Origin of the sequence: Paraburkholderia sp. 32 (assembly GCF_050435345.1) — a bacterium.
GTDB classification, from domain to species: Bacteria; Pseudomonadota; Gammaproteobacteria; order Burkholderiales; family Burkholderiaceae; genus Paraburkholderia; species Paraburkholderia tuberum.
In genome coordinates this window covers 1,442,472-1,465,112 of record NZ_JBNDKD010000003.1, presented here as the reverse complement: position 1 = coordinate 1,465,112, position 22,641 = coordinate 1,442,472, and the positions used below count along the sequence as shown (strand labels likewise).

The 22,641-nt window shown below is 67.2% G+C and carries 14 protein-coding genes and 1 pseudogene; 5 read left to right on the top strand and 10 right to left on the bottom strand.

Annotated elements, in window-relative coordinates; all coding sequences use genetic code 11:
- Positions 1-2 precede the first annotated feature (2 nt).
- The 5 genes from xdhC to OKW26_RS29335 form a co-directional block, all read right to left on the bottom strand.
- Positions 3-1,019, bottom strand: a complete 1,017-nt coding sequence (gene xdhC / locus OKW26_RS29355; RefSeq protein WP_429355968.1) for a xanthine dehydrogenase accessory protein XdhC — start codon at positions 1,017-1,019, stop codon at positions 3-5.
- Positions 1,000-3,489 (bottom strand): xanthine dehydrogenase molybdopterin binding subunit, encoded by a 2,490-nt coding sequence (gene xdhB, locus OKW26_RS29350; protein WP_429355967.1) that lies wholly within the window; start codon positions 3,487-3,489, stop codon positions 1,000-1,002. Before xdhB ends, xdhC begins: the two co-directional genes overlap by 20 nt.
- Positions 3,489-5,027 (bottom strand): xanthine dehydrogenase small subunit, encoded by a 1,539-nt coding sequence (gene xdhA / locus OKW26_RS29345; protein WP_429355966.1) that lies wholly within the window; start codon positions 5,025-5,027, stop codon positions 3,489-3,491. Before xdhA ends, xdhB begins: the two co-directional genes overlap by 1 nt.
- Positions 5,028-5,413: 386 nt before the next feature.
- Positions 5,414-5,923, bottom strand: a complete 510-nt coding sequence (locus OKW26_RS29340; protein WP_429355965.1) for a disulfide bond formation protein B — start codon at positions 5,921-5,923, stop codon at positions 5,414-5,416.
- 128 nt (positions 5,924-6,051) lie between these two features.
- Positions 6,052-7,431: an amidase gene (locus OKW26_RS29335; RefSeq protein WP_429355964.1), complete on the bottom strand. Its 1,380-nt coding sequence runs from the start codon at positions 7,429-7,431 to the stop codon at positions 6,052-6,054.
- A 214-nt stretch (positions 7,432-7,645) separates the two neighbouring features.
- Between OKW26_RS29335 and OKW26_RS29330 the strand changes: the two genes are divergently transcribed.
- The 3 genes from OKW26_RS29330 to OKW26_RS29320 all read left to right on the top strand — a co-directional run bounded on the left by OKW26_RS29330 (position 7,646) and on the right by OKW26_RS29320 (position 12,042).
- On the top strand, positions 7,646-9,403 hold the full coding sequence (locus OKW26_RS29330) for a cation:proton antiporter (RefSeq protein WP_429355963.1): 1,758 nt from the start codon (positions 7,646-7,648) through the stop codon (positions 9,401-9,403).
- A 128-nt stretch (positions 9,404-9,531) separates the two neighbouring features.
- Positions 9,532-10,983, top strand: a complete 1,452-nt coding sequence (locus tag OKW26_RS29325; protein WP_429355962.1) for a gamma-glutamyl-gamma-aminobutyrate hydrolase family protein — start codon at positions 9,532-9,534, stop codon at positions 10,981-10,983.
- A 345-nt stretch (positions 10,984-11,328) separates the two neighbouring features.
- The gene (locus tag OKW26_RS29320) at positions 11,329-12,042 is read left to right on the top strand and encodes a DUF2968 domain-containing protein (protein WP_429355961.1); all 714 of its coding nucleotides are present in this window, start codon (positions 11,329-11,331) and stop codon (positions 12,040-12,042) included.
- A gap of 9 nt (positions 12,043-12,051) precedes the next feature.
- On the opposite strand, the gene OKW26_RS29315 is transcribed toward OKW26_RS29320, so the two are convergent.
- A complete protein-coding gene (locus OKW26_RS29315; protein ID WP_429355960.1) occupies positions 12,052-13,089 on the bottom strand; it encodes a hypothetical protein in 1,038 nt (345 codons plus the stop codon).
- Positions 13,090-13,290: 201 nt separating this feature from the next.
- Positions 13,291-13,815, bottom strand: a complete 525-nt coding sequence (locus OKW26_RS29310) for a GNAT family N-acetyltransferase (protein WP_018421404.1) — start codon at positions 13,813-13,815, stop codon at positions 13,291-13,293.
- A 323-nt stretch (positions 13,816-14,138) separates the two neighbouring features.
- Here OKW26_RS29310 and OKW26_RS29305 point away from each other — a divergent pair, with 323 nt between their 5' ends.
- Positions 14,139-15,440: an MFS transporter gene (locus OKW26_RS29305; protein ID WP_429355959.1), complete on the top strand. Its 1,302-nt coding sequence runs from the start codon at positions 14,139-14,141 to the stop codon at positions 15,438-15,440.
- A gap of 74 nt (positions 15,441-15,514) precedes the next feature.
- Here the strand turns inward: OKW26_RS29305 and OKW26_RS29300 are convergent, their stop codons facing one another.
- Positions 15,515-17,362 carry a tetratricopeptide repeat protein gene (locus tag OKW26_RS29300; RefSeq protein ID WP_429355958.1) on the bottom strand — a complete coding sequence of 616 codons (1,848 nt, stop codon included), beginning with the start codon at positions 17,360-17,362 and terminating at the stop codon, positions 15,515-15,517.
- Between the two features lie 211 nt (positions 17,363-17,573).
- On the opposite strand from OKW26_RS29300, the pseudogene OKW26_RS29295 reads away from it, so the two are divergent.
- A pseudogene (locus tag OKW26_RS29295) lies at positions 17,574-19,297 on the top strand (FAD-dependent monooxygenase).
- A gap of 86 nt (positions 19,298-19,383) precedes the next feature.
- Here the strand turns inward: OKW26_RS29295 and OKW26_RS29290 are convergent.
- Both OKW26_RS29290 and fdhF read right to left on the bottom strand, forming a co-directional pair.
- The gene (locus tag OKW26_RS29290) at positions 19,384-19,644 is read right to left on the bottom strand and encodes a formate dehydrogenase subunit delta (RefSeq protein WP_018421400.1); all 261 of its coding nucleotides are present in this window, start codon (positions 19,642-19,644) and stop codon (positions 19,384-19,386) included.
- Positions 19,645-19,652: 8 nt separating this feature from the next.
- Positions 19,653-22,637: a formate dehydrogenase subunit alpha gene (gene fdhF, locus OKW26_RS29285; protein WP_429355957.1), complete on the bottom strand. Its 2,985-nt coding sequence runs from the start codon at positions 22,635-22,637 to the stop codon at positions 19,653-19,655.
- Positions 22,638-22,641 lie beyond the last annotated feature (4 nt).

Sequence of the window (22,641 nt, the reverse complement as noted above, 5' to 3'; positions counted from 1 at the left end):
TATCAAACCGCCTGCGTCGGGTGGCGCGCACCCGCGTTCGCCTCGACGGCCTGCAACACCTGCGCGGCCGCCGAGATCGCGATGACCTCGGGCGACTTGTCGACGATGCCGTCGACGCCGAGCGGACATTTCATCCGCGCGATCCGCGCCGGATCGATGCCGCGAGCCGCGAGCCGATGCTCGAACTGCTTGCGCTTGGTATGCGAGCCGATCATGCCGAAGAACGCGAAGTCGCCGCGCCGCAGGATGCGTTCGGCCAGTTCGAGATCGCGCGCGTGGTTGTGCGTCATCACCACGAAGTACGTGTTCGGCGCGGCCTGATCGATCGCCTCGTCGGGTGCGTCGTTCGCGTCGATCGTCACGTTCGGCGCGTGCAGCGCATCGAGCGACGGAAACTGCGCGTCGCGCTCGTCGACCCAGCGCACCGTGCAAGGCAGTGTCGCCAGCACGCGCACGAGCGCCGCGCCGACGTGACCGGCGCCGAACAGCACGACGGCGAATTCGCCCGGCGCGATGGTTTCGGTCAGGAGCGCGCTGCTGTCGTCGAAACCGGCGCCGTCCCACAGCAGACAGTCGGCGCCGTCGATGCCGGGCTCGGGCTCGGACAGCATCACCGCATCCGGCGCGGGGCCGAATGATACGCTGCGCACCGTCGATTGCCCCGCCGCGAGGCGCTTGGCGAGCGACGTGAGCCAGCCGAGATCGCCGACGTCGAGCCGCTCGAACGCGAGGATCACGGCGCCGCCGCAGCACTGGCCGAGGCTCGGCCCCAGCGCGAAGCGTTCGAGCCGCCGCATGTGCGGCGCGCGCATGCCGTCGCGCAGCACCTGGCGCGCGGTCTCGATCGCCTTCCATTCGAGGTGGCCACCGCCAATCGTATGCCTGGCCGCCTCGCGCGTGACGATCATCTTCGTGCCGGCTTCGCGCGGCGCCGAACCTTCGACGCGCGCGACCGTCACCAGCACGGCGGCGTCGCCATGCGCGAGCAGATGTTGCAGGTCAGTGAGCCAGGCTTGCATCCGGCGATTCTCCGTGGGGGGCCGCGTGGGGCGTTTCCGCGGCGGGTTGCGTGTTTGTGTCGGTGCTATCGGGGTGCGCGGCGGCTTCGGTCGGATCTGCGGTCTGCGACGCGTTCATCGCATTCAAAGCGTCCAGCGCATCGAGTATCGCCTCGGGCGTCGCCGGCGCGCGCAACGGCGGAGCATGTCGCGCGCCCGGCACTGCGGCCGCGATCGCGTCGCGAATCGCGAGAAACACCGAAAACGGCAGCAGCAACGGCGGCTCGCCGACCGCCTTCGAGCGGAACACGGTCGGCTCGGCGTTGCTGTTGTCGTAGAGCCGAACGTGGAACGCGGCGGGCGTGTCGCTGACCGCGGGAATCTTGTACGTCGACGGCGCGTGCGTCATCAGGCGGCCGTCGCGGCTCCACCATAGCTCTTCAGTGGTGAGCCAGCCCATGCCCTGAATGAAGCCGCCTTCGATCTGGCCGAGATCGATCGCCGGATTGATCGACTGGCCCGCGTCGTGCAGCAAGTCCGCGCGCAGGAGCTTCCACTCGCCGGTCAGCGTATCGACGACGACCTCCGACACCGCCGCACCATACGCGAAGTAATAGAACGGATGACCGGTCAGCGACTTCGCATCCCAATGCACTTTCGGCGTCGCGTAGAAGCCGTCCGACCACAACTGCACGCGCGCGAGATACGCGGCGTTGACGAGCTGTTCGAACGGCAGCGCGCCGCCGTTCACCGACACGCTGCCGCGCGCGAATTGCACGTCGTTGGCGCCGCCACCGAGCTGGCGCGCCGCGAGTTCCGCGAGCCGCGCGCGGATCGTCCGCGCGGCGGCTTCGGCGGCCATGCCGTTCAGGTCGCTGCCGGTCGAGGCCGCCGTTGCCGACGTGTTGGCGATCTTCGAGGTATCCGTCGCGGTCACCCGGACGCGCGATAACGGCAAGCCGAACTGATTCGCGACCACCTGCGCGACTTTCGTGTTGAGCCCCTGGCCCATCTCGGTGCCGCCGTGATTGACGAGCACGGAGCCGTCCTTGTACACGTGCACGAGCGCGCCGGCCTGATTCAGGAACGGCACGTTGAACGAGATGCCGAACTTGACCGGCGAAAACGCGAGGCCGCGTTTGAGCACGGGACTCTTCGCATTGAATTCGGCGAGTGCCGCGCGACGCGCGCGGTAGTCACTCGAATCTAGCAGCGCGTCGGTCAGCGGCGCGATGATGTTGTCTTCGACGCGTTGTCCGTACGGCGTCGTATCGCGTTCGCCGACGCCGTAGTAATTCGCGAGCCGCACGTCGAGCGGATCGAGCCGCAGCTCGCGCGCGATGCCGTCGAGCAGCACCTCCATCACGAGCGCGCCCTGCGGTCCGCCGAAGCCGCGAAACGCGGTGTTCGACTGCGTATTGGTCTTGCAGCACAGCGCGACGATATCGACGTCGGACAGGTAGTACGCGTTGTCGACGTGGCACACCGCGCGCGTCGCGACCGCGCCGGACAGATCCGCGGAATAGCCGGCGCGCAATGCGATTTCGACGCGCACGCCAAGCAGGCGGCCTTGCTCGTCAAAGCCCGCTTCGTACTCGTAGACTGCATCGTGGCGCTTGCCGGTGATCAGAAAGTCGTCGTCGCGATCGGCGCGCAGCTTGACCGGGCGACGCAGGCGTTGCGCCGCAAGCGCGGCCACGCACGCGAACAGCGCCGATTGCGATTCCTTGCCGCCGAAGCCGCCGCCCATGCGCCGGCATTCGCAGACGACGTTATGCGCGGGCCAGTCGAGCATGTGCGCGACGACCTGCTGCATCTCGCTCGGATGCTGCGTCGAGCTGTAGACGAGCATGCCGTCCATTTCCTTCGGCACCGCATAGGCGATCTGGCCTTCGAGATAGAACTGCTCCTGGCCGCCGACCTCGAACGTGCCGGCCAGTCGATGCGGCGCGGCGGCGATCTTCGCGTCGGGGTCGCCGCGGCGCAGATGCAGTGGCGGCAGCACGAACTGCTTCGTGGCTTTCGCATCGGCGACGGTGAGGATCGCGTCGAGCGGCTCGTAGCGGATCACGTCGTCGCTTTTCGCGAGCGCGGCGGCGCGACGTGCGAGTTCGTGGCTCTCGGCGATCACCGCGAAGACCGGCTGGCCCAGATAGAGCACTTCGCCGTCGGCGAGGATCGGATCGTCGTGCAGCACCGGGCCGCAATTGTTTTCGCCGGGGATATCGTCGGCGCTCAGCACCGCGATCACGCCGGGCGCGTTTCTCACCGCGTCGAGATCCATCGACACGATGCGCGCATGCGCATGGCGCGACAGGCCGAGCGCCGCGTGCAGCGTGCCGTGCAGCTCGGCGATGTCGTCCGTGTAGGTCGCTTCGCCGCTCACGTGCAGCGCGGCGGATTCGTGCGGCAGCGGTACGCCGATCGACGCGTCCTCGCGTTGATCGGCACGCGCGCCAGCGCGTTCGATGAAGGCATCGGTCCGGTTCATCACGGCGACTCCTTCACGACGATTGCGTTGGCCTCGAACGCGAACGCGTTCACGTCGCAGAGCGCGAGCGGCGCGTCGTCGCGCGTTTCGAGGTAGAAGCGCCACAGCAGATTGCGCGCGACCCTCAGCCGATACGCGCTCGACGCGCGCATGTCGGGGAGCGGCTGGTAGTCGGCGGCGAGCGCGTCCATCGCGCGACGGGCCGTCGGTTCGTTCCACGCCGCGCCGTTGAGCGCGGCTTCGGCATACGCGGCCCGCTTCGGCGTCGCCGCCATGCCGCCGAACGCGACCCGCGCCGCGCGGATCGTGCCATCTTCCGCGACGTGCAGCGCAAACGCCGCGCACACCGCCGAGATGTCCTGGTCGTAACGCTTCGCCACCTTGTAGGTGCGAAACCGCAGCGCGCCGGCCGGGCGAGGCACGCGCAGCGCGCTGACGAATTCGCCTTCCGCGAGCGCGGTCTTCTGATAGCCGAGGTAGAACGCGTCGAGCGGCACGGTGCGGGTCGTGCGATCGCGGCGCAACTCGACGTCGGCGCCGAGCGCGAGCAGTGCCGGCATCGAATCGCCGATCGGCGAGCCGTTCGCGACGTTGCCGCCGAGCGTGCCCGCATTGCGGATCGGCAGCGATGCGAAACGCGTCCATAGTTCGGCGAGTTCGGGGTAGTCGGCGGTGAGCGCCGCGTACGCGTCCTCGAGCGTGACCGCCGCACCGATGGTCAGCGTTTGCGCGTCGCGCGCGATCGTCTTCAGTTCCGCGACGTTGCCGGTGTACAGCAGATCGCCGAGATCGCGGAACTGCTTGGTGACCCACAAGCCGACGTCGGTGCTGCCCGCGACGATGCGCGCGTCCGGATGCTGCGCGCGCAGCGTCGCAAACGCGTCGAGCGTGAGCGGGGCGTGGAAGGTGGGCGAGCCGAAGGCGGCGCCGCGGGTGCCGGGCGCGCTGTATTCGAACGTGTCTTCGCGTTGCAGTGTGCGCAGCGTGGCCGCGATCGCGTCGCGGTCGAGCGCGACGCGCGGATGCTGCGCGTAGTCGAACATCTTCTGCGCGGCGTCGATGATCGGCCGGTAGCCCGTGCAGCGGCACAGATTGCCGGACAGCGCGGCGTCGATTTCATGGCGGGTCGGCAGGCCGGCGCTGACGGGCTGGTTCTCGTAGAGCGCCCACATAGACATGACGAAGCCGGGTGTGCAGAAGCCGCATTGCGAACCGTGGCAGTCGACCAACGCCTGCTGCACCGGATGCAGCGCGCCGTTCGCGGCGCGCAGGTCTTCGACGGTGAAGAGGGCGCGGCCGTCGAGTGTCGGCAGGAACTGGATGCAGGCGTTGACCGCCTTCAACGTGAGGTCGCCGCGCGCATCGAGTTCGCCGATCACGACCGTGCATGCGCCGCAGTCGCCTTCCGCGCAGCCTTCCTTGGTGCCGGTGCAGCGCAAGTCCTCGCGCAGGTGCTGCAGCACGGTGCGCGTTGCCGGCACGCCCGCGACCTCGCGGACGGACCCCTGATGGTAGAAGCGGATGGTTTGCGTTGTCATGGCGAATCGGAAGACAGTGCGGACCGGGCGCGCGTTACGCATGGGGTCGCAAAAAGCCGGCCTCGCGCACGTAGATCGCCATCCATACCCGAAGATAGCACTACCCCGGCCCGAAAATATTTCCCGTGTCGCATGAAGCTCATGCGGCGGCGGTCATGATCCGGGTACGATTCGCGCCGAGGCGAGAAGTTGCGTGCGTGGAGCGGGGACCGACAGGAACGGCGCGCGATCGCGGAACGTCGCGCAGAAAAAACGCCGGACTTCGGTGCCCGGCATGGACAACACGAAGTCCGGCGTCATTGGCGATGCGAATCGGTAAGCGCCCTGGCGGCGAGTTCGGCGCTTCAGACGGCGTTCGAAGCTCGCTCGGCCAGGTTTCACCGCCGTCAGGCCACCCGATGGCGATTGCGCACCAGGCTCAGCACCAGCGCGACGAACGCGACGATAAACGCGACGCCCGACCACATCGGCAGCGTCAGCCCGAGAAGCGGTGGATAGGCGGTTTCGCACAGGCCCGCAACCTTGAACACGCTCGGCAGCCAGTGCGCGGGGGGCAGGCTGTCGACCACCGGTTGCAGTGCGTCGAAGCCGCAGCTGAAGCCAGGATTCGCCTGGATGTACACATGGCGCGCCGCGGTCGCGATGCCGGCGAGCGCCGACAGCGCCGCCATCACTTCGAGCAGGCGCACGCCGCGCCAGTGCCTGAAGCTCGCGCCGAGGAACGCGAAGATCGCGATCAGCAGGAAGAAATAGCGCTGGATGATGCACAGCGGACACGGGTCTTCGCGCAGGCCGAACTGCAGATACAACGCACCGCCCACGAGGGCGAGGCAGATCAGGCCGAGCAGAACCAGCAGGGTGCGCTCGCGGCGCAGCATTGCGGAGTCGTTATTCATGGATCTTCGATTGGTCTGGAGACGAAAGGGCGGGTGCCCGCGATTCTAGCGCGAACCCCGGCCGCGCCACTTATTGCCTGAACATTGGCACGGCGGCGACCGCGCCGGGCGGCCAACCCCGGCGCGCTTTACCGGATCGCTTTCAGCACTGCCTCGGCCGCGCGGCCGATCGCGAGCAGCGCGTCGTCGGCGTGCGGTGCGCCCGCCAGCATCAGGCCGACCGGCGCGTCGCCGCGCAGATGGCACGGCAGCGACAGCGCGCAGCTATCGAGGAAGTTGAACGCGCTCGGATTGCGCAGGATCAGCGCATTGGTGCGGCCGAACGCGTCGTCGTCGTTGAGCAGGTCGGCGAGGCGCGGCGGCACGACCGGCACGGTCGGCGCGACGACCGCGTCGAAACGCTGCCACAGCGTGCGCGCGGCTTCGTCGAGCATCGCGTCGCGCTCGGCGACGAGGTCCAGATAGTCGACCGCGCTGGCTGGCTGCCCCTTCATGATGCGCGCGAGCACGCGCGGATCGTACTGCTCGCGATGCTTGTCGAGCAGCGGACGATGCCACGCATACGCCTCGATCGACGAAAAGCCGAAGCGGTTGATCTCCGGCAGCCGGTCGAGCGGCGCGAAGCGCACCTCGCTGACGATCGCGCCGGCCGCCTCCAGATGCTTGAGCGCGGTATCGATCGCGCGCGCGACTTCGGGCTCGACGCCGTCGGTCACGAAATTGGTCAGCACGCCGAGGCGCACGCCTTCGAGCGGCCGCGCGGCCGGGATGCGCGGCTCGAGCCCGGCGAGCATCCGGTCGACCAGCGCGCAGCATGCGACCGACACGCCGATCGGCCCGAACGAATCGAGCGTCGACGACAGCGGCACGCCGCCCTGCTTCGGGATGCGCGCGGCGGTCGGCTTGAAGCCGGTCAGCCCGCACAAGGCGGCCGGGATGCGGATCGAGCCGCCGGTGTCGGTGCCGAGCGCGACCGCGGCCATGCCGTCGGCGACCGATGCGGCCGCGCCCGACGACGAGCCGCCCGAAATCCGCTCGTCGCCCTTCACGCCGCGCCGGTACGGCGACAGCGGATGGCCGTAGTGCGGATTCAGGCCGAGTCCGGAAAACGCGAACTCGCTCATGTTGGTCCGCCCCACGATCACGGCGCCGGCCCGCTTCAGACGTGCGACCGCGACCGCGTCGGCCTTCGCGGCGGGCGCGTCGGCGAGCACGACGGAGCCCGCGCGGGTCGGCTGGCCTTCGATGTCGAACAGGTCCTTGACCGACACTGGAATCCCGGCGAGCGGCGAGAGCACGGTGCCGGCCGCGCGCAGGCGGTCGTGCGCGTCGGCGGCGGCGCGCGCGGCGTCGGTGTCGACGTGCATGAAGACGGCGGCGCCCTGGCCAGCCGGATCGGCGATTCGGTCCAGCGCGGTTTCGACGAGCGCGCGGCTCGTCGTGCGGCCGGCGGCGAGATCGGCGGCAAGCTGGGCAAGCGGCGGGAAAGGGGCGAATTCAGTGGCCATGATGTCGGTAGAAATCCGGTTGAGCGCAGCGCGGGCGCATGAGCGAGGCAGTGCGGAGCCAAAGGGAAAGGTCCGTCCGCATTGTAGAGCAAGGTTTTGCGGCCGAGCGGCCTGCTACTGGCGGCGCGGCGCGGCGCGCGACTTCGCCAAAAAGATGGTCGGTTCGTTTGCTACACTGCGCTTTCTGAGATTACTGTTTGTAAGGAAAGCGCTCATGCACCATGGCATCGGCTTCATCCAGGATCTGGCCGTCGTGATGGCGCTGGCCGGCGTCGTCACCGTGCTGTTCCATCGCCTGAAGCAGCCGGTGGTGCTCGGCTATATCGCGGCCGGCGTGATCATCGGACCGTACACGCCGCCGTTCCAATTGATCCACGACGAACAGACGATCCAGACGCTCGGCGAGCTGGGCGTCGTGTTCCTGATGTTTTCGCTGGGCCTCGAATTCAGCCTGCGCAAGCTGTTCGAGGTCGGCGCGACGGCGATCGTCGCCGCGCTGTCCGAAATCGTGCTGATGCTGTGGATCGGCTACGAGATCGGCAGCGCGTTCGGCTGGACTCCGATGGACTCGCTGTTCCTCGGCGCGATCCTCGCGATCTCGTCGACGACGATCATCGTGAAGGCGCTGTCCGATCTCGGACTCAAACGCGAAAGCTTCGCGCAGCTCGTGTTCGGCATTCTGATCGTCGAGGACATTCTCGGTATCGCGATGCTCGTGCTGCTGACCGGCATCGCGCAGACCGGGCAGCTGTCGGCCGGGCTCGCGGCCGTCACGCTCGGCAAGCTGCTGCTGTTCATGACGGTGTCGCTGCTGGTCGGCGTGCTGCTCGTGCCGCGCGCGCTGAACTACGTCGCGCGCACGGGCAGCGACGAGATGATGCTCGTGTCCGTGCTCGGCTTCTGCTTCGGCTTCTGTCTGCTGGTCGTCAAGCTCGATTACAGCATCGCGCTCGGCGCGTTCCTGATCGGCGCGATCATGGCCGAGTCGCGTCATCTGCATCGGATCGAGCATCTGATCGCGCCGCTGCGCGACGCGTTTTCCGCGATCTTCTTCGTGACGATCGGACTGATGCTGAACCCGGCCGTGATGCTCGACTACGCGTGGCCGATCGCCGTCATCACGCTCGCGGTGATCGTCGGCAAGATCGTGTCGTGCGGGCTCGGCACGTTTCTGTCGGGACAGGACGCGCGCACCTCGATGCGCGTCGGCATGACCGTGTCGCAGATCGGCGAGTTCTCGTTCATCATCGCGACGCTCGGTCTGACGTTGAAGGTGACGAGCGGGTTTCTGTATCCGATCGCGGTCGCCGTGTCGGCATTGACGACGCTGACGACGCCATATCTGATCCGCGTCGCCGATCCGCTCACGCGCCGCATCGGGCAGGCGATGCCCGCCACGTTGTCCAACGTGTTCGGCATGTACGGGCAATGGCTGCGCAGTTTGATCACGGCGCGCGGCGAGCCGACGCTCATCAGCATGACGCGGCGGATCGTATTGCAGATCGCGGTGAATCTCGCGCTCGTCGTGGCCATTTTCCTCGCCGTGTCGTATAGCGCGCCGCATAGCGGCCAGCTGCTCGCGCACTGGCTCGACGACGAGCCGCTGCAACGCGTCGTGCAGTGGAGCGTCGCGCTCGTCGTTTCGCTGCCGTTTCTCGTGGCCGTGTATCGCAAGACCAAGTCGCTCGCGCTGCTGCTTGCCGAAGTCGGCGTGCAGCCGACCACCGCGGGACGCTTCACGAGCGCGCTGCGTCACGCGATCGCCGATCTCGTGCCGATCGTGTCGATGATCGGCGTGTTTGTGCTGGTGGCGGCGCTGTCGGGCAGCATCCTGCCGCCGACTGGCCTGCTCGTCGCCGTGCTTGTGTGCGCCGCGCTGCTGCTCGCGCTCGTGTGGCGCTGGTGCGTGAAGATTCATGCGTCGATGCAGATCGCGTTGCGGGAAACCTTCGAAGAGCGGCCGGATCCTTGACTCATCGGGGTCCGTGTAACGCTTCGCAACAATGTGAGCAATTGTGTGCGGGTTTGCGGGGCCTGCAGCACTGACGGATAATCAGGGCATATTCATTCGTTCGCGTGTAAGGCGCCCGTCCGACAGTCATGAGCGAAAACAAACCCGAAAACGCCGGCACGACCGGCAGTCCGCAGCCGGCCTCCCCCGCGCCGAGCAGCGCGCCGGCCGAACCGGCCGCCTCGCTTCCTCCCTCGCATGAAGATGCCACCCAGTCGGCCGCGAAAGACACGAGCCCGACGGCCGAGGAGGCGACCGCGAGGTCGTCGACCGACGATCCGCTCCGCGCATCGTCGGTCACGCCCGATGATCCGCGCACGGCGCGGCTGCGCGACGCGGCCGAGGCGCGCAGCGCCGCCGCCGAATCGACCGCGCGGCAGGAAGCCAAGGTGCACGAGCGCGAAGCGCAGCGCGCTGGTACGTACGCCGGCGGCGCGACCATGGTGAAACCCGAGCCGCTCGCGAAACCGACGGTGGCCGCCGGCGAGCCGCGCGCGGCTGGCGGCAGCGCCGCGGACCTCGCCACCGAAGACGAAATCGCCAGCGAGGCAGCCGCCGCACCCGCGGCGCGTGCGCCCGGCTCGCCGCCGCCCGGTTTCGGCGCGGCACCCGATTTCAGCGCCACGAACCCGCCGCCACCCAACGCGCTGCCGCCGTCGCCACCGCGTTATCTGAAGCAGAGCGACTCCGCGTGGAGCGTGTTCGGCCGCATCATCGCGGCGCGCGCGCGGCAGCTGTTCGATCGCGCGGGGCAGCGGATCACGCAGCGCACGCTGCGCATCGGCGTGTCGGCGCGCATCTTCCATCCGGAACCGGGCGCGAAGGGCTTGCGCGGCAAGACGCTGCAGTATCTGGAGGAGTCGGTCGCGCACTGGGTGATGTCGCGCGACGTGCTGGTGTTCATGATCCCGACCGTTGGTCATCAGGGCATGCTGCACCCGAGCAACATCCGCCTGCGCGACTATGCGAAGCATCTCGATGGCCTGCTGCTGCAAGGCGGCGCCGACGTGTCGCCGCAGACGTATGCGGAATCGGCGACCAGCCACGAATGGCCCGGTGACCGCGTGCGCGACATGTACGAGCTCGAACTGCTGCACGAGTTCGTCGAATCGGGCAAGCCGGTGCTCGGCGTGTGCCGCGGCTGTCAGCTGATCAATGTCGCGTTCGGCGGCACGCTATATCAGGACATCGCGACCGAAGTGCCCACCGCGAACGTCCACGTCAACGAAAACTACGATCAGCACCGGCACGGCGTGCATTTTCCGGATGGCTCGACGCTGGTGAACATGTTCCCCGGACGGCGCGACGCGATCGTCAACTCGATTCACCATCAGGCGGTAAAGACGCTGGGCCGCGATCTCAATATCGAGGCGGTGTCGGCGTCGGACGGCATCATCGAGGCCGTGCGCTACCGGCGCGCGCCGTTCGTGATGGGCGTGCAGTGGCACCCGGAGTTTCATCGCGCGGGCGGCCCGGAGCTGCTCGATTGCACGCCGTTGCTCGATACGTTCCTGCGGGTCGCGCGGGAGACGCGGTTTTAAGCAAGGCGGGTTTGCGTTGGCGCGGCGTGCGCGGTCGAGGTTGAGTCCGCGGCGTGGTTGCGCATCGGTCCCGCGCTTTCGCTGTTTTCCGCAGCCCGACGGAGCCATTCCATCCATCTGACGCACTGTCACGTTATGTGGCAGTGCGTTTTCTTCTCTCGAAATAATCAGGAGTGCGAGCTGGGTGGCGTCTTTATTTTGCGACTGTGATTTTGGATGGAGTGGTTCGCTGCGCCAACCGTCTATCTCGATTTCGAGCGTGTCCATACAGTGCCCACGAGCTTCGCGTCGCGATAAATCCGCGCGATAATCCAACGTCATTCTCGATCGGCGTGGAGCAGGCATATGAAGTACTCCTTGGTTATCCGGCGCGCTATGTTGCTCGCCGGTGTCTGTGCGTTGTGGCATACGGGTGTTGCGGTGGCTCAGCAGGACAGCGTGAGCGCGCCGCTGGCGGGCATGCGGCCGGCTCCAGGGGAGTTGGCGCCGCGAGAGGCTGGCCCCCAGTCCGTCGCTGAGCCCGAGGTGTCCGCGAATACGCCCGCCGCCGCGCGCGGCGACGTCGCCGATTTGATCCAGTTGATCCACGACGCGAACCTCAGCGAACTGCGCACGACCTACAACGGCAGCTATGGTGCGAGCCTGTTCTTCCATCCGCCGCGGATGACGTACTACGTCGCGTTGTTTCAGAACAAGCATTTCTGGCGCGTGATCAGGAGCGATTCGGCAGAGCGCGCGGAAGCGATCTACGCCGGTTTCGCGCAGCAGACGCAGCAACTCGCGGACGTCGAGATTCATCGCACGCGGTTGCAGGCGCAGAATGCGTATCTGCAGGGCAGCATCGCGATATCGCAGCAGCAGGCGCAACGGCTGCGGACCGATCTCGACGTCGCCCGCACGCAGCAGGCGAAGGTCGACGACCGGCAGCGGCAGACGCGCGACGAGGCGCTCGCGCTGCGCGCGGAGCGCGACAACGCGCAGGCGCAATTGCGTCAGCTTCAGAGCGCGGTCACGCGCTTGCAGCAGCAGACGGAAGCGGGTTTGCCTGCGTCGAAGTAACGGCGGCGCTCATTGCGCGAATTGTTCCGGGATTTCGGTGACGCGACGCTGCGATATGTGGTTCATCCACTCGGTGCTATTTGCCGGCAGATTGTTCGACACGGTGGAGCGCGGCAGCGGCGCGACGTCGCGCAAAGACATTATGGCGAACGTCGTTACATCAGCGTATCCGTCTTCGCCGAACCGGGTACGAACGCGCGCTTCATGCGATGGGTCATTCGCGGCATGGCGATTTACCGGAAGCGGATGCGTTTGCACGCGAAGCGCACGACGCGGAGGCGATGAGCGAATCGCGTCACGCGGCGTGGGCGCATGTCGCGTGGCGGTGCCCTGAGGCAAAGCCACGATGCGCGCGGGTGCGGCGGCGGCCACGTCGACAGGTAATGGCGGAAGCACAGGAGCCGGTGTGACGGCCTCCGCAATCACCGGTGCCTCGGGACTCGCAACCAGATGCTGCGCACGACGCTTTTCTACCGGCGCCGGCGCATCACGACGGGGCATCAGAGCTTGCGCCGATTTCAGCATGTCGGAGGCCATATGCCGCGGCGCCAGAGGCTGATCGACGATCCACCACGCCAGCACCGCGACGCAGCCGATTACGACGGCACTCGCCGCGACCGTTCGCCGATGCCGCACAGTGCGCCGCTGCGCGATTCGCGGCGAGCGGGCCTTGAGCGCGATTCGCATTGGACCCTGAGGCACCTTCCGTTGCATAGCGGGATGCGCCGCCGTCGCGGTATTCGACGGTTCCCCGGCAGGCTGCGTGGCGTTCGCGACGGGCGTCTCTGCCGGCCGCTTCATGTCAGTTAGCACGCCGGTCAGCACGCCGTCGATCGACACCCACTGCCCATACGACAGCAACTGCTGATCTCTGATGCACACGGTGCGCAGCAGCGCGGCATACAGCGAATCGAGCCCGGTTCGCCAGCGCTGAGCGCCGGACAGCAACGCCCAGTCGCGGCCGAACGGTTCGGGCAGGTAGTCGAGCGCGCGGAGAGGGGGAAGCGCAAATGCGCCTTCGATCAGGATGAGCGGCGTGCTGGTCATCGGTTTCTTCCGGTGTCTCGGACAGGCTCACCGGTGGGGCAGTGACAAAATCTGTAGGGGGCCGATGAAGCCATCGGCAACAGAAAATCATGCCTCGAAACTACGTCGTCCACCGTTCAGATGACTCCGAAAAACAGGGACGCGGCCGGCGCGCGCCGTCCCCGCGACGCCACGCGCATCACGCACTCTCAACCAGGGGGTTCAAGCCTTCAACCGGTACACGTAGCGCAACGCGGTGATATCCACGCCGCCCATCTGATCGGGCTCCGCGCCGACCAACTGCCAGCCGTGTCGCTCGTAAAAGCCGATCGCCGCCGTATTGCCCTCGAGCACGTACAGATACAGCTGTGCCTCGCCTTGCGCGCGCGTCCAGTCTACGGCTGCGTGCATCAATGTTTTGCCGACGCCGATGCCCTGATAACCGGGCAGCGCATGCAGGTTGTCGAGCAGCACGCCCCACGCGGACTCGGGCTGGCGCTCGACACACACGAAGCCGGCCGGCTCGCCGGCCAACTCGGCGATCAGCACGATGCGGCGCTCGCCGCCCGGCGCGCCGAGACGTGCTTCCCAATAGGCGGCGCGTTCGCGCGTGACTTCGCCGTCGAGGAACGCGTCGGGCAACAGACCGCGATAGGTCGCCTGCCAACTGGCGCTGTGGATCGACGCAATCAGCGCGGCGTCCTCGAGCGTGGCGGGGCGCAGGGAAAGAGCAGGGGTGGTTCGCATCGGCGTAATCGACTGAATGGCCTCGCGCGGACAGTCTGCGGCCGCCCGCGGGTGTCGCGCGTAAGCAAACTGTATGCGTTTCGCGTCGACCCTATCAGCAGTAACATTACGTGGCATCAGCCCGGCATCGAGCTCAGCGTTTACCCTGATATCGAATGAACGCCGTGAGCAGCAGAATGCGACGCCCCCGGGCGCGCTTGCTTATACGTGTGTGTCCGCCTGCGGCATCCGCTTGCCAAACGCAGTGGATCGTTCCAACTGCCCGCTCGTCACCGTCCGCGTCGATCCGTCCGACAGGGCCGACGGGCTTATCCGAGAGTGTCATGTCTACAGCGACCCACGCCGCTTCCACCACCCAAGAATCCAAGGTCAAGACAGTGTTCCGCGTTGTCAGCGGCAACTTTCTTGAAATGTACGACTTCATGGTCTATGGCTACTACGCTTCCGCGATCGCCAAGACCTACTTTCCTGGCGGCAGCGATTTCGCATCGCTGATGCTGTCGCTGTCCGTGTTCGGCGCGGGCTTCCTGATGCGTCCGCTCGGCGCGATCGTGCTCGGCGCCTACATCGACCATCACGGCCGTCGCAAAGGCCTGATCCTCACACTGAGCCTGATGGCGCTCGGCACGCTGACGGTCGCGACGATACCGGGCTACGCGACCATCGGGCTCGTGGCGCCCGTGCTGGTGCTGCTCGGCCGGCTGCTGCAAGGCTTCTCAGCCGGCGCTGAGCTCGGCGGCGTGTCGGTGTATCTGTCGGAGATCGCGACGAAGGGCAACAAGGGCTTCTATTGCTCGTGGCAATCGGGCAGCCAGCAGGTCGCGGTGGTATTCGCCGCGCTGATCGGCGTGGGGCTCAACAAGATTCTGCCCGCCGAACAGATGTTCGCGTGGGGCTGGCGCGTGCCGTTCCTGATCGGCTGTCTGATCGTGCCGTTCCTGTTCATCATCCGCCGCTCGCTGCAGGAAACCGAGGAGTTCACGGCGCGCAAGCATCGTCCGAGCGTGGGCGAGATCCTGAAGTCGATGCTCGCGAACTACCCGATCGTGCTGGGCGGCATGGGCATGGTCGTCATGACGACCGTGTCGTTCTACACGATCACCGCTTACACGCCGACCTTCGGCAGGGAAGTGCTGAAGCTGTCGGCGATCGACGCGCTCGTCGTCACCGTCTGCGTCGGTATCTCGAATCTGATCTGGCTGCCGTTGTCCGGCGCGTTGTCGGACCGCGTCGGCCGCCGTCCGGTGCTGCTCGCGTTCACGATCCTGACGATCCTCACCGCGTATCCGGCGCTGCAATGGCTCGTCGCCGAACCGTCGTTCGCGCGTCTGCTCGCCGTGCAGCTGTGGTTGTCGTTCCTGTACGGCTGCTACAACGGCGCGATGGTCGTCGCGCTGACCGAAGTGATGCCGGTCGAAGTGCGAACCGCTGGCTTCTCGCTCGCGTACAGTCTCGCGACGACGATCGGCGGCTTCACGCCGGCCATCGCCACGCTGCTGATCCACGTGACCAGCAACAAGGCGGCGCCGGGCCTGGTCCTCGGCGTGGCGGCAATCTGCGGTCTGCTCGCGACGCTGTTCCTGTATCGCACGCCGGAGTCACGCAATCAGTATCGGGCGGCCTGACGGTTCACTTCGTGTTCTGAAAACAAAAGACCCCGCGAAAGCGGGGTCTTTTGTTTGCGGCGCGTGGTCTGTGGCTACCCGTGCCGCAATTCGTTAGCGACCACCTCGACGACTTCATCCCACGCGCCCGGCCGCGGCTGACGCACGAGCGTCGCGCCGGGATACCACGGGCTGGGCGTGTCGCCGTCGAACCAGCGCCAGTCGGCGGCGCACGGCAGCATCAGCCACAGCGGCTTGCGCAGCGCGCCCGCGAGGTGCGCGATCGACGTGTCGATCGACACCACCGCGTCGAGCCGCTCGACGATCGCCGCGGTATCCGCGAAGTCGCCGATGCGGTGGTCGAAGCGATGGATCGCGGCCGCGCGCGGATGCGCGTCGAGCGCCGCGCGGTCGTCCTCGGACAGATCGGGCTGCAACACGATCCAGTCGATGCCATCCAGTGCAAACAGCGGCTCCAGCGCGGCGAGCGGCATCGTGCGGGTTTCGTTGCGCTGGATGCGCCCCGACCATGCGAGCCCGATCTTGCGCTTCGCCTGACCGCCGAGCGAGCCGCGCCATTTGCGGCCATAGGCCGGCGGCACGCTCAGATAGGGCGTGCGCGCGTCAATCGTGTCGTAGCGCGTGCCGAGCGCTAGCGGCAGGCTCAAGAGCGGAATCTGCAGATCGGCGGCGGGGCGCGGCTGGCCCTGCGCGATCAGCGAGACACGCCATGCCTGCGCGACGGGCGCGAAGAGCGGCACCAACTGCGGCTGCACTTCCAGCACGACGCGCGCGGCGCGAAGCGCTGCGAGCGGTACGAAGCGCACGAACTGCAGCGTGTCGCCGAAACCCTGTTCGGCATGGATCAGCAGCGTGTATTTTTCGATCGACTCGCCGTGCCAGCGCGGCAACGTCTGGATCACCGGTTGCGCGACGGTTTGCAAGCGCCATTCGTATTCGGGCAGCCCGCGCTCGAAGTCGCGCATCGCGAGCCACGCGAGCGCACGGTTCATATGCGCGGACGCGAGATCCGGGCGCAGCCGCAACGCCTGATCGAGCGCGCGCACCGCGGCCGCGTGCGCGCCGAGCGCCTGGTGCGCGGTGCCGAGCGCAAGCCACGCGAGCGCGAATTGCGGATCGAGCCCGACCGCGCGCTCCAGATACGGCAGCGCCTGTTCGGCACGGCCGAGCGCCGCGAGCGCGTTGCCCATGCCATAGATCGCGGGCGGCAGGTTCGGCTGCAGACGCAGCGCCGCTTCAAATGACGCGACTGCCCGCGCATGGCGGCCGGTCGCATCGAACGTATTCGCGAGATTGAAGTGCGCAGCGACGAAGCGCGGCTCGGCGGCGAGCGCGGCCTCGAAGCAGGGCACCGCCTCGTTCGGTCGATCGAGCGCGTTCAGCGACATGCCCATGTTGTTCAGCGCGCCCGCGTGACCGGGGCGCAGCTCGAGCGCGCGCCGGAACGACGCGATCGCGTCCGCGTGACGGCCGAGCGCGTGCAGCGCATTGCCGAGATTGTTGTGCGACGACGCGTCGTTCGGCTGCAGGCGCAGCGAACGTTCGAACGCATCGGCGGCGTCTTCGTGACGGCCTTGCGACGCGTACGCGTTGCCGAGGTTGTAGTGCGCCATCGGGAAGCTCGGCGCGAGCGTCAGCGCGTTGCGGAACTGCTCGATCGCGGCGTCGATCTGGCCGAGCGCCTTCAGCGCATTGCCGAGGTTCAGCTGCAGCGCCGCGTCTTCGGGGCGCAGATCGACCGCGCGCCGCACCAGCGCCGCGGCTTCGGCGTGCTGGCCCTGCTGGTGGCGCAGCACGCCGAGCAGATGCAGCGCGTCGACGTGGCTGGGGTCGTGGTCGAGCGTGGCGCGGTAGCCGCGTTCGGCGTCGTCGAGGCGGCCGTCACGATGCGCCGCGAACGCGCGGTCAAATACAGGTTGCATGACGGGGAGGGCATTTGGATCAATCAGACTGAGGGCGCATTTTCCCATACTTGCGCAAGCGGCCCGGATTTGCGCGGAGCGTGAGTTCATGGGCAACGACGGATGGACCCCCCGCGCGACCCGTCTTGCCGACGCGCGATTGATGCAGCGCACCCGTGTGCGCAAGAGCGGCGGCGTACACTAGAACGCATTGTTGCCTCCGGAGTTCCGCATGGACGCTGCCGCCTACGACGCGTCGCCGGTGCTGATCGTCGGGGCCGGTCCCACCGGACTTGCCGCAGCGATGAGTCTCGCGCGCGCCCACGTCCCGTGCGCCTGATCGACAAGGCGCCGCAGCCGAACCCTTACTCGCGCGCGATCGGCATTCAGGCACGTACGCTCGAACTGCTCGAGCAGCATCGGCTGGTCGAACCGTTTCTCGAGCTCGGCCATCGCGCGCGCGTGGCGAATCTGTTTTCGAACGGCATGCGGCTTGCGCAGCTCGATTTCGACCCGTTGCACACGCGCTATCCCTATCTGCTGTTTCTCGACCAGTCGGTGACCGAGCGGCTCCTGACCGAGCATCTGGCGACGCTCGGCGTGAAGGTCGAGCGCGGCGTCGAGCTCGTGGCGTTCATGCAAGGCTCCGCGAGCGTTCAGGCGACCTTGCGCCGCGCGGACGGCCGCACGGAAGCCATGCGCCCGTCATATCTGATCGCGGCCGATGGCGCGCACAGTTCGATTCGCCATCGCCTCGACCTGAACTTCGAGGGCAAGACCTTCGACCAGACCTTTCTGCTCGCCGACCTGCATGCCGAAACCGACTGGCCCGACGACGAGTTCCATATCTTCGCGTCGGGCGACGGTCTCGTCGCCCTGTTTCCGATGGGCCACGGCCGCCATCGTCTGATCGCCGATCATGCGGTCGAGCCGTCGGACAGCGCCGCGCCGCCGGCCCCCGCGGTGCTCGGCGAGCCGCCGCTGGAGCGGGCGCCGGCGCCGTCGCTCGAACAATGCAAGGCGCTGATCGCGCGACGCGTGCGCGAGCGCGTCGACGTGTCGGATCTGGCGTGGTCGGCGTACTTCCACGTGAACAGCCGGATGGTCGATCGGCTGCGCGTGGGCCGCATCTTCCTCGCCGGCGATGCCGCGCACGTACACAGCCCCGCGGCCGCACAAGGCATGAACACCGGCATCCAGGAAGCGCTCAATCTCGGCTGGAAGCTCGCGCGCGTGATCGGCGGCGCGGCGCCGGATCGCCTGCTCGACACGTATCACGCCGAGCGACATCCGATCGAGCGCGAGGTGCTGCGGCAGACCGGTTTCATCACGCAGATGGCCGAGGCCGATCACGGACCGATGAAGCTGCTGCGCGAGCGCGTGATGCCGGTGCTGGCCACGCTCGGTCCGCTGCGCGATGCCGCACGCGCGACGATCAGCGAGCTGTCGATCCAGTACCGGCGCAGTCCGCTGACGCTCGAACGCGTGCTCGACGGCGGCCCGCGCGCGGGCGAGCGCGCACCCGATGCGCTCGTGCACGTCGTCGACGGTCCGCTGGGACGCGCGCCGGGCGTCGGCTGCATTTTCGATCTGCACGATCCGGCGTTCTTCTCGCTGTTTCTGCTGTTGCCGCCGCTGCCCGTCGATGGCACGCCGCTCGATCCCGCCGCGAAACATGCACCGCCGCCGGACCCCGAAGTAGAAAAGCTCGCCGCCGAGGTCGAGCGGCTGCTGCCGAACGCGGTGCGAATCTGGCGCGTCACCGATACGAGCGGCGACGGCGGCCCGGCGTTGTCCGAATCGTATGGGCGCACGCGGCCGTCGTTTTATCTGGTGCGGCCCGACGGCTACATCAGCGCGCGCGGACGCACCGGCTCGGACCTGCACGGTCTCGTACGGCACTGCGAAGCGTGGTTTACGGTTGGGGGAGAGATATCGGAACAGGCGACGTTGTGATTGGCGCCGCCTGTTGCGTGGCATGGGCACGCACGCGGCAGAGGATCGCGCCGCCGCGCCTGGTTGATTGGGGAAACGGCCCGAGCCTAAGCCGCCGGCGCCTGGGCCTGCGCCGGCGTCAACTTCTCGCGATACCTGACGATCGCCTCGCGCGTGAAGTCCGATAGCGCGATGTCATACGTGTCCGGCGCTTCGTCGAGCGTCGCGAGCAGCGCGCGCCGCATGCGCGGCTCCCAGAAGCGGCGGATGTGTTCGGCGACGCCGGTCAGCGCTTCCTCGTGGTCGGGCATCGACTCGAAGAAGTCGCCGATCCGGTTCGCCATGTCGATCAGATTCCGATTGTCCATGGCTCGCCTCACTTGCCCGCGGTGACGGCCGCGGCCGCATTGGCCAGCTCGCGCTGCTTCAGCAGTTCGAGCTGTTCGCTATTGAAGCGCGAATAGTCCTTCTGCCATTGCGACGGCTGCTCGACCGGCATCACCTGCACCGCGGTCACCTTGTATTCGGGGCAGTTGGTCGCCCAGTCGGAGCTGTCGGTCGTGATCACGTTCGCGCCCGATTCGGGGAAGTGGAACGTGGTATAGACGACGCCCGGCTGCATCCGCTCCGTCACCTTCGCGCGCAACACGGTCTGCCCCGCGCGCGATTCGATGCCGACCCAGTCGCCGGTTTTGATGCCGCGTTCCTCGGCATCGTGCGGATGCAGTTCGAGCCGGTCTTCGTCGTGCCAGCGCGAATTCTCGGTGCGGCGCGTCTGCGCGCCGACGTTGTACTGCGACAGAATGCGCCCGGTCGTCAGCAGCAACGGATACTTGCGCGTGACCTTCTCCGGCGATGCAATGAACTTCGTGATCACGAACCTGCCCTTGCCGCGCACGAAGGTGTCGACGTGCATCGTCGGCGTGCCGTCGGGCGCGTCCTCGTTGCATGGCCACTGGATGCTGCCCATTTCGTCGATCTTCTGGTACGACACGCCGTGGAAGGTCGGTGTGAGCCGCGCGATTTCGTCCATGATCTCGGACGGATGCGTGTAGTCCATCTCGTAGCCGAGCGCGCGCGACAGCAGCAGCGTGACTTCCCAGTCCGCGTAGCCGCTGAGCGGCGGCATCACCTTGCGCACGCGCGAGATGCGGCGCTCGGCATTGGTGAACGTGCCGTCCTTTTCGAGGAACGACGAGCCGGGCAGCAGCACGTGTGCATACTTGGCGGTCTCGTTCAGGAAGATGTCCTGCACGACGATGCATTCCATCGACGACAGCGCCGCCGCCACATGATGCGTGTTCGGGTCCGACTGCACGATGTCCTCGCCCTGGCAGTACAGACCCTTGAAGCTGCCGTGCAGCGCGGCGTCGAACATGTTCGGAATGCGCAGGCCAGGTTCCGGTTGCAGTGTGACGGCCCAGGCGTTTTCGAACTGCGTGCGCACGAGCGGATCGCCGATGTGACGATAGCCGGGCAGCTCGTGCGGGAACGAGCCCATGTCGCACGAACCCTGCACGTTGTTCTGGCCGCGCAGCGGATTCACGCCGACACCTTCGCGGCCGATGTTGCCGGTCGCCATCGCCAGGTTCGCGATGCCGATCACCATCGTCGAGCCTTGCGCGTGTTCGGTGACGCCCAGGCCGTAGTAGATCGCGGCGTTGCCGGCGCTCGCGTAGATGCGCGCGGCTTCGCGTACCTGTTGCGCGGGCACGCCGGTCGCCGCTTCGGTCGCTTCCGGCGAGTTCTCCGGCAGCGCGACGAAATCGCGCCACTGTTCGAACGCGCGGGTTTCACAGCGCTCGGCGACGAACGCTTCGTCGAGCAGGCCTTCGGTGACGATCACGTGCGCGAGCGCGTTGACGATCGCGACGTTGGTGCCGGGCCGCAATTGCAGATGGTGCGACGCTTTCACGTGCGGCGTATCGACGATGTCGATCCGACGCGGATCGACGACGATCAGCTTCGCACCCTCGCGCACGCGCCGCTTCAGACGCGAGGCGAACACCGGGTGGCCATCGGTCGGATTCGCGCCGATTACCATGATCACGTCGGCTTTGTCGACGGAGGCGAACGTCTGCGTGCCAGCCGATTCGCCGAGCGTCGTCTTCAGACCATAGCCGGTCGGCGAGTGGCACACGCGCGCGCAGGTGTCGACGTTGTTGTTGCCGAACGCGGCGCGCACGAGCTTCTGCACGAGGTAGGTTTCCTCGTTCGTACAGCGCGACGACGTGATGCCGCCGATCGAATCGCGCCCATGCTTCGCCTGGATGCGACGGAATTCGGATGCCGCGTATGAGATCGCTTCGTCCCAGCTGACTTCGCGCCACGGGTCGGTGATCTTCGCGCGGATCATCGGCTTTTTGATGCGGTCCTTGTGCGTCGCGTAGCCCCACGCGAAGCGGCCCTTCACGCATGCATGGCCTTCGTTGGCCTGGCCGTTCTTGTGCGGCACCATCCGCACGACCTGGTTGCCCTTCATCTCTGCCTTGAACGAGCAGCCGACGCCGCAATAGGCACAGGTGGTGACGACCGAGTGCTCGGGCTGGCCGAGCATCACGACGGACTTTTCCTGCAAGGTCGCGGTCGGGCACGCGGCCACGCAGGCGCCGCACGACACGCACTCCGATTCCATGAACGGCTGGTTCTCGCTGGCCGCGACGCGAGATTCGAAGCCGCGTCCGGTGATCGTCAGCGCGTACGTGCCCTGGGTTTCCTCGCACGCGCGCACGCAGCGATTGCAGACGATGCACTTCGCCGGGTCGTACGTGAAGTACGGATTCGATTCGTCCTTCTGGTCCTTCAGATGATTCGCGCCGTCGAAGCCGTAGCGCACTTCGCGCAGGCCGGTCACGCCCGCCATGTCCTGCAGTTCGCAGTCGCCGTTGGCGGGGCAGGTCAGGCAATCGAGCGGATGGTCGGAGATGTACAGCTCCATCACGTTGCGACGCAGCGACTGCAGACGGTCGGTCTGCGTGCGCACCTTCATGCCGGCTTCGACCGGCGTCGTGCACGAGGCCGGATAGCCGCGCCGTCCTTCGATTTCGACGAGACACAGGCGGCATGAGCCGAACGGTTCGAGCGAATCGGTTGCGCACAGCTTCGGCACGTTGACGCCAGCTTCAGCCGCCGCGCGCATCACCGACGTGCCCGCCGGTACGGTCACCGCCTGGCCGTCGATTTCGAGCGTCACGTCGACGTCCGAGTGGCGGGCGGGGGTGCCGTAGTCGGTGTCGTCGGCGAACGCGTTGGCGGCGCGTGCCTGGGCTTGCGACTTGCACGCGCAGTTGCCTGAGCCGCAGCCGCCCCCCAGGGGGGCTTCCTTCGGGGCGCCGGCAGGGGGGTTGAACTGGTCGGACATGGTG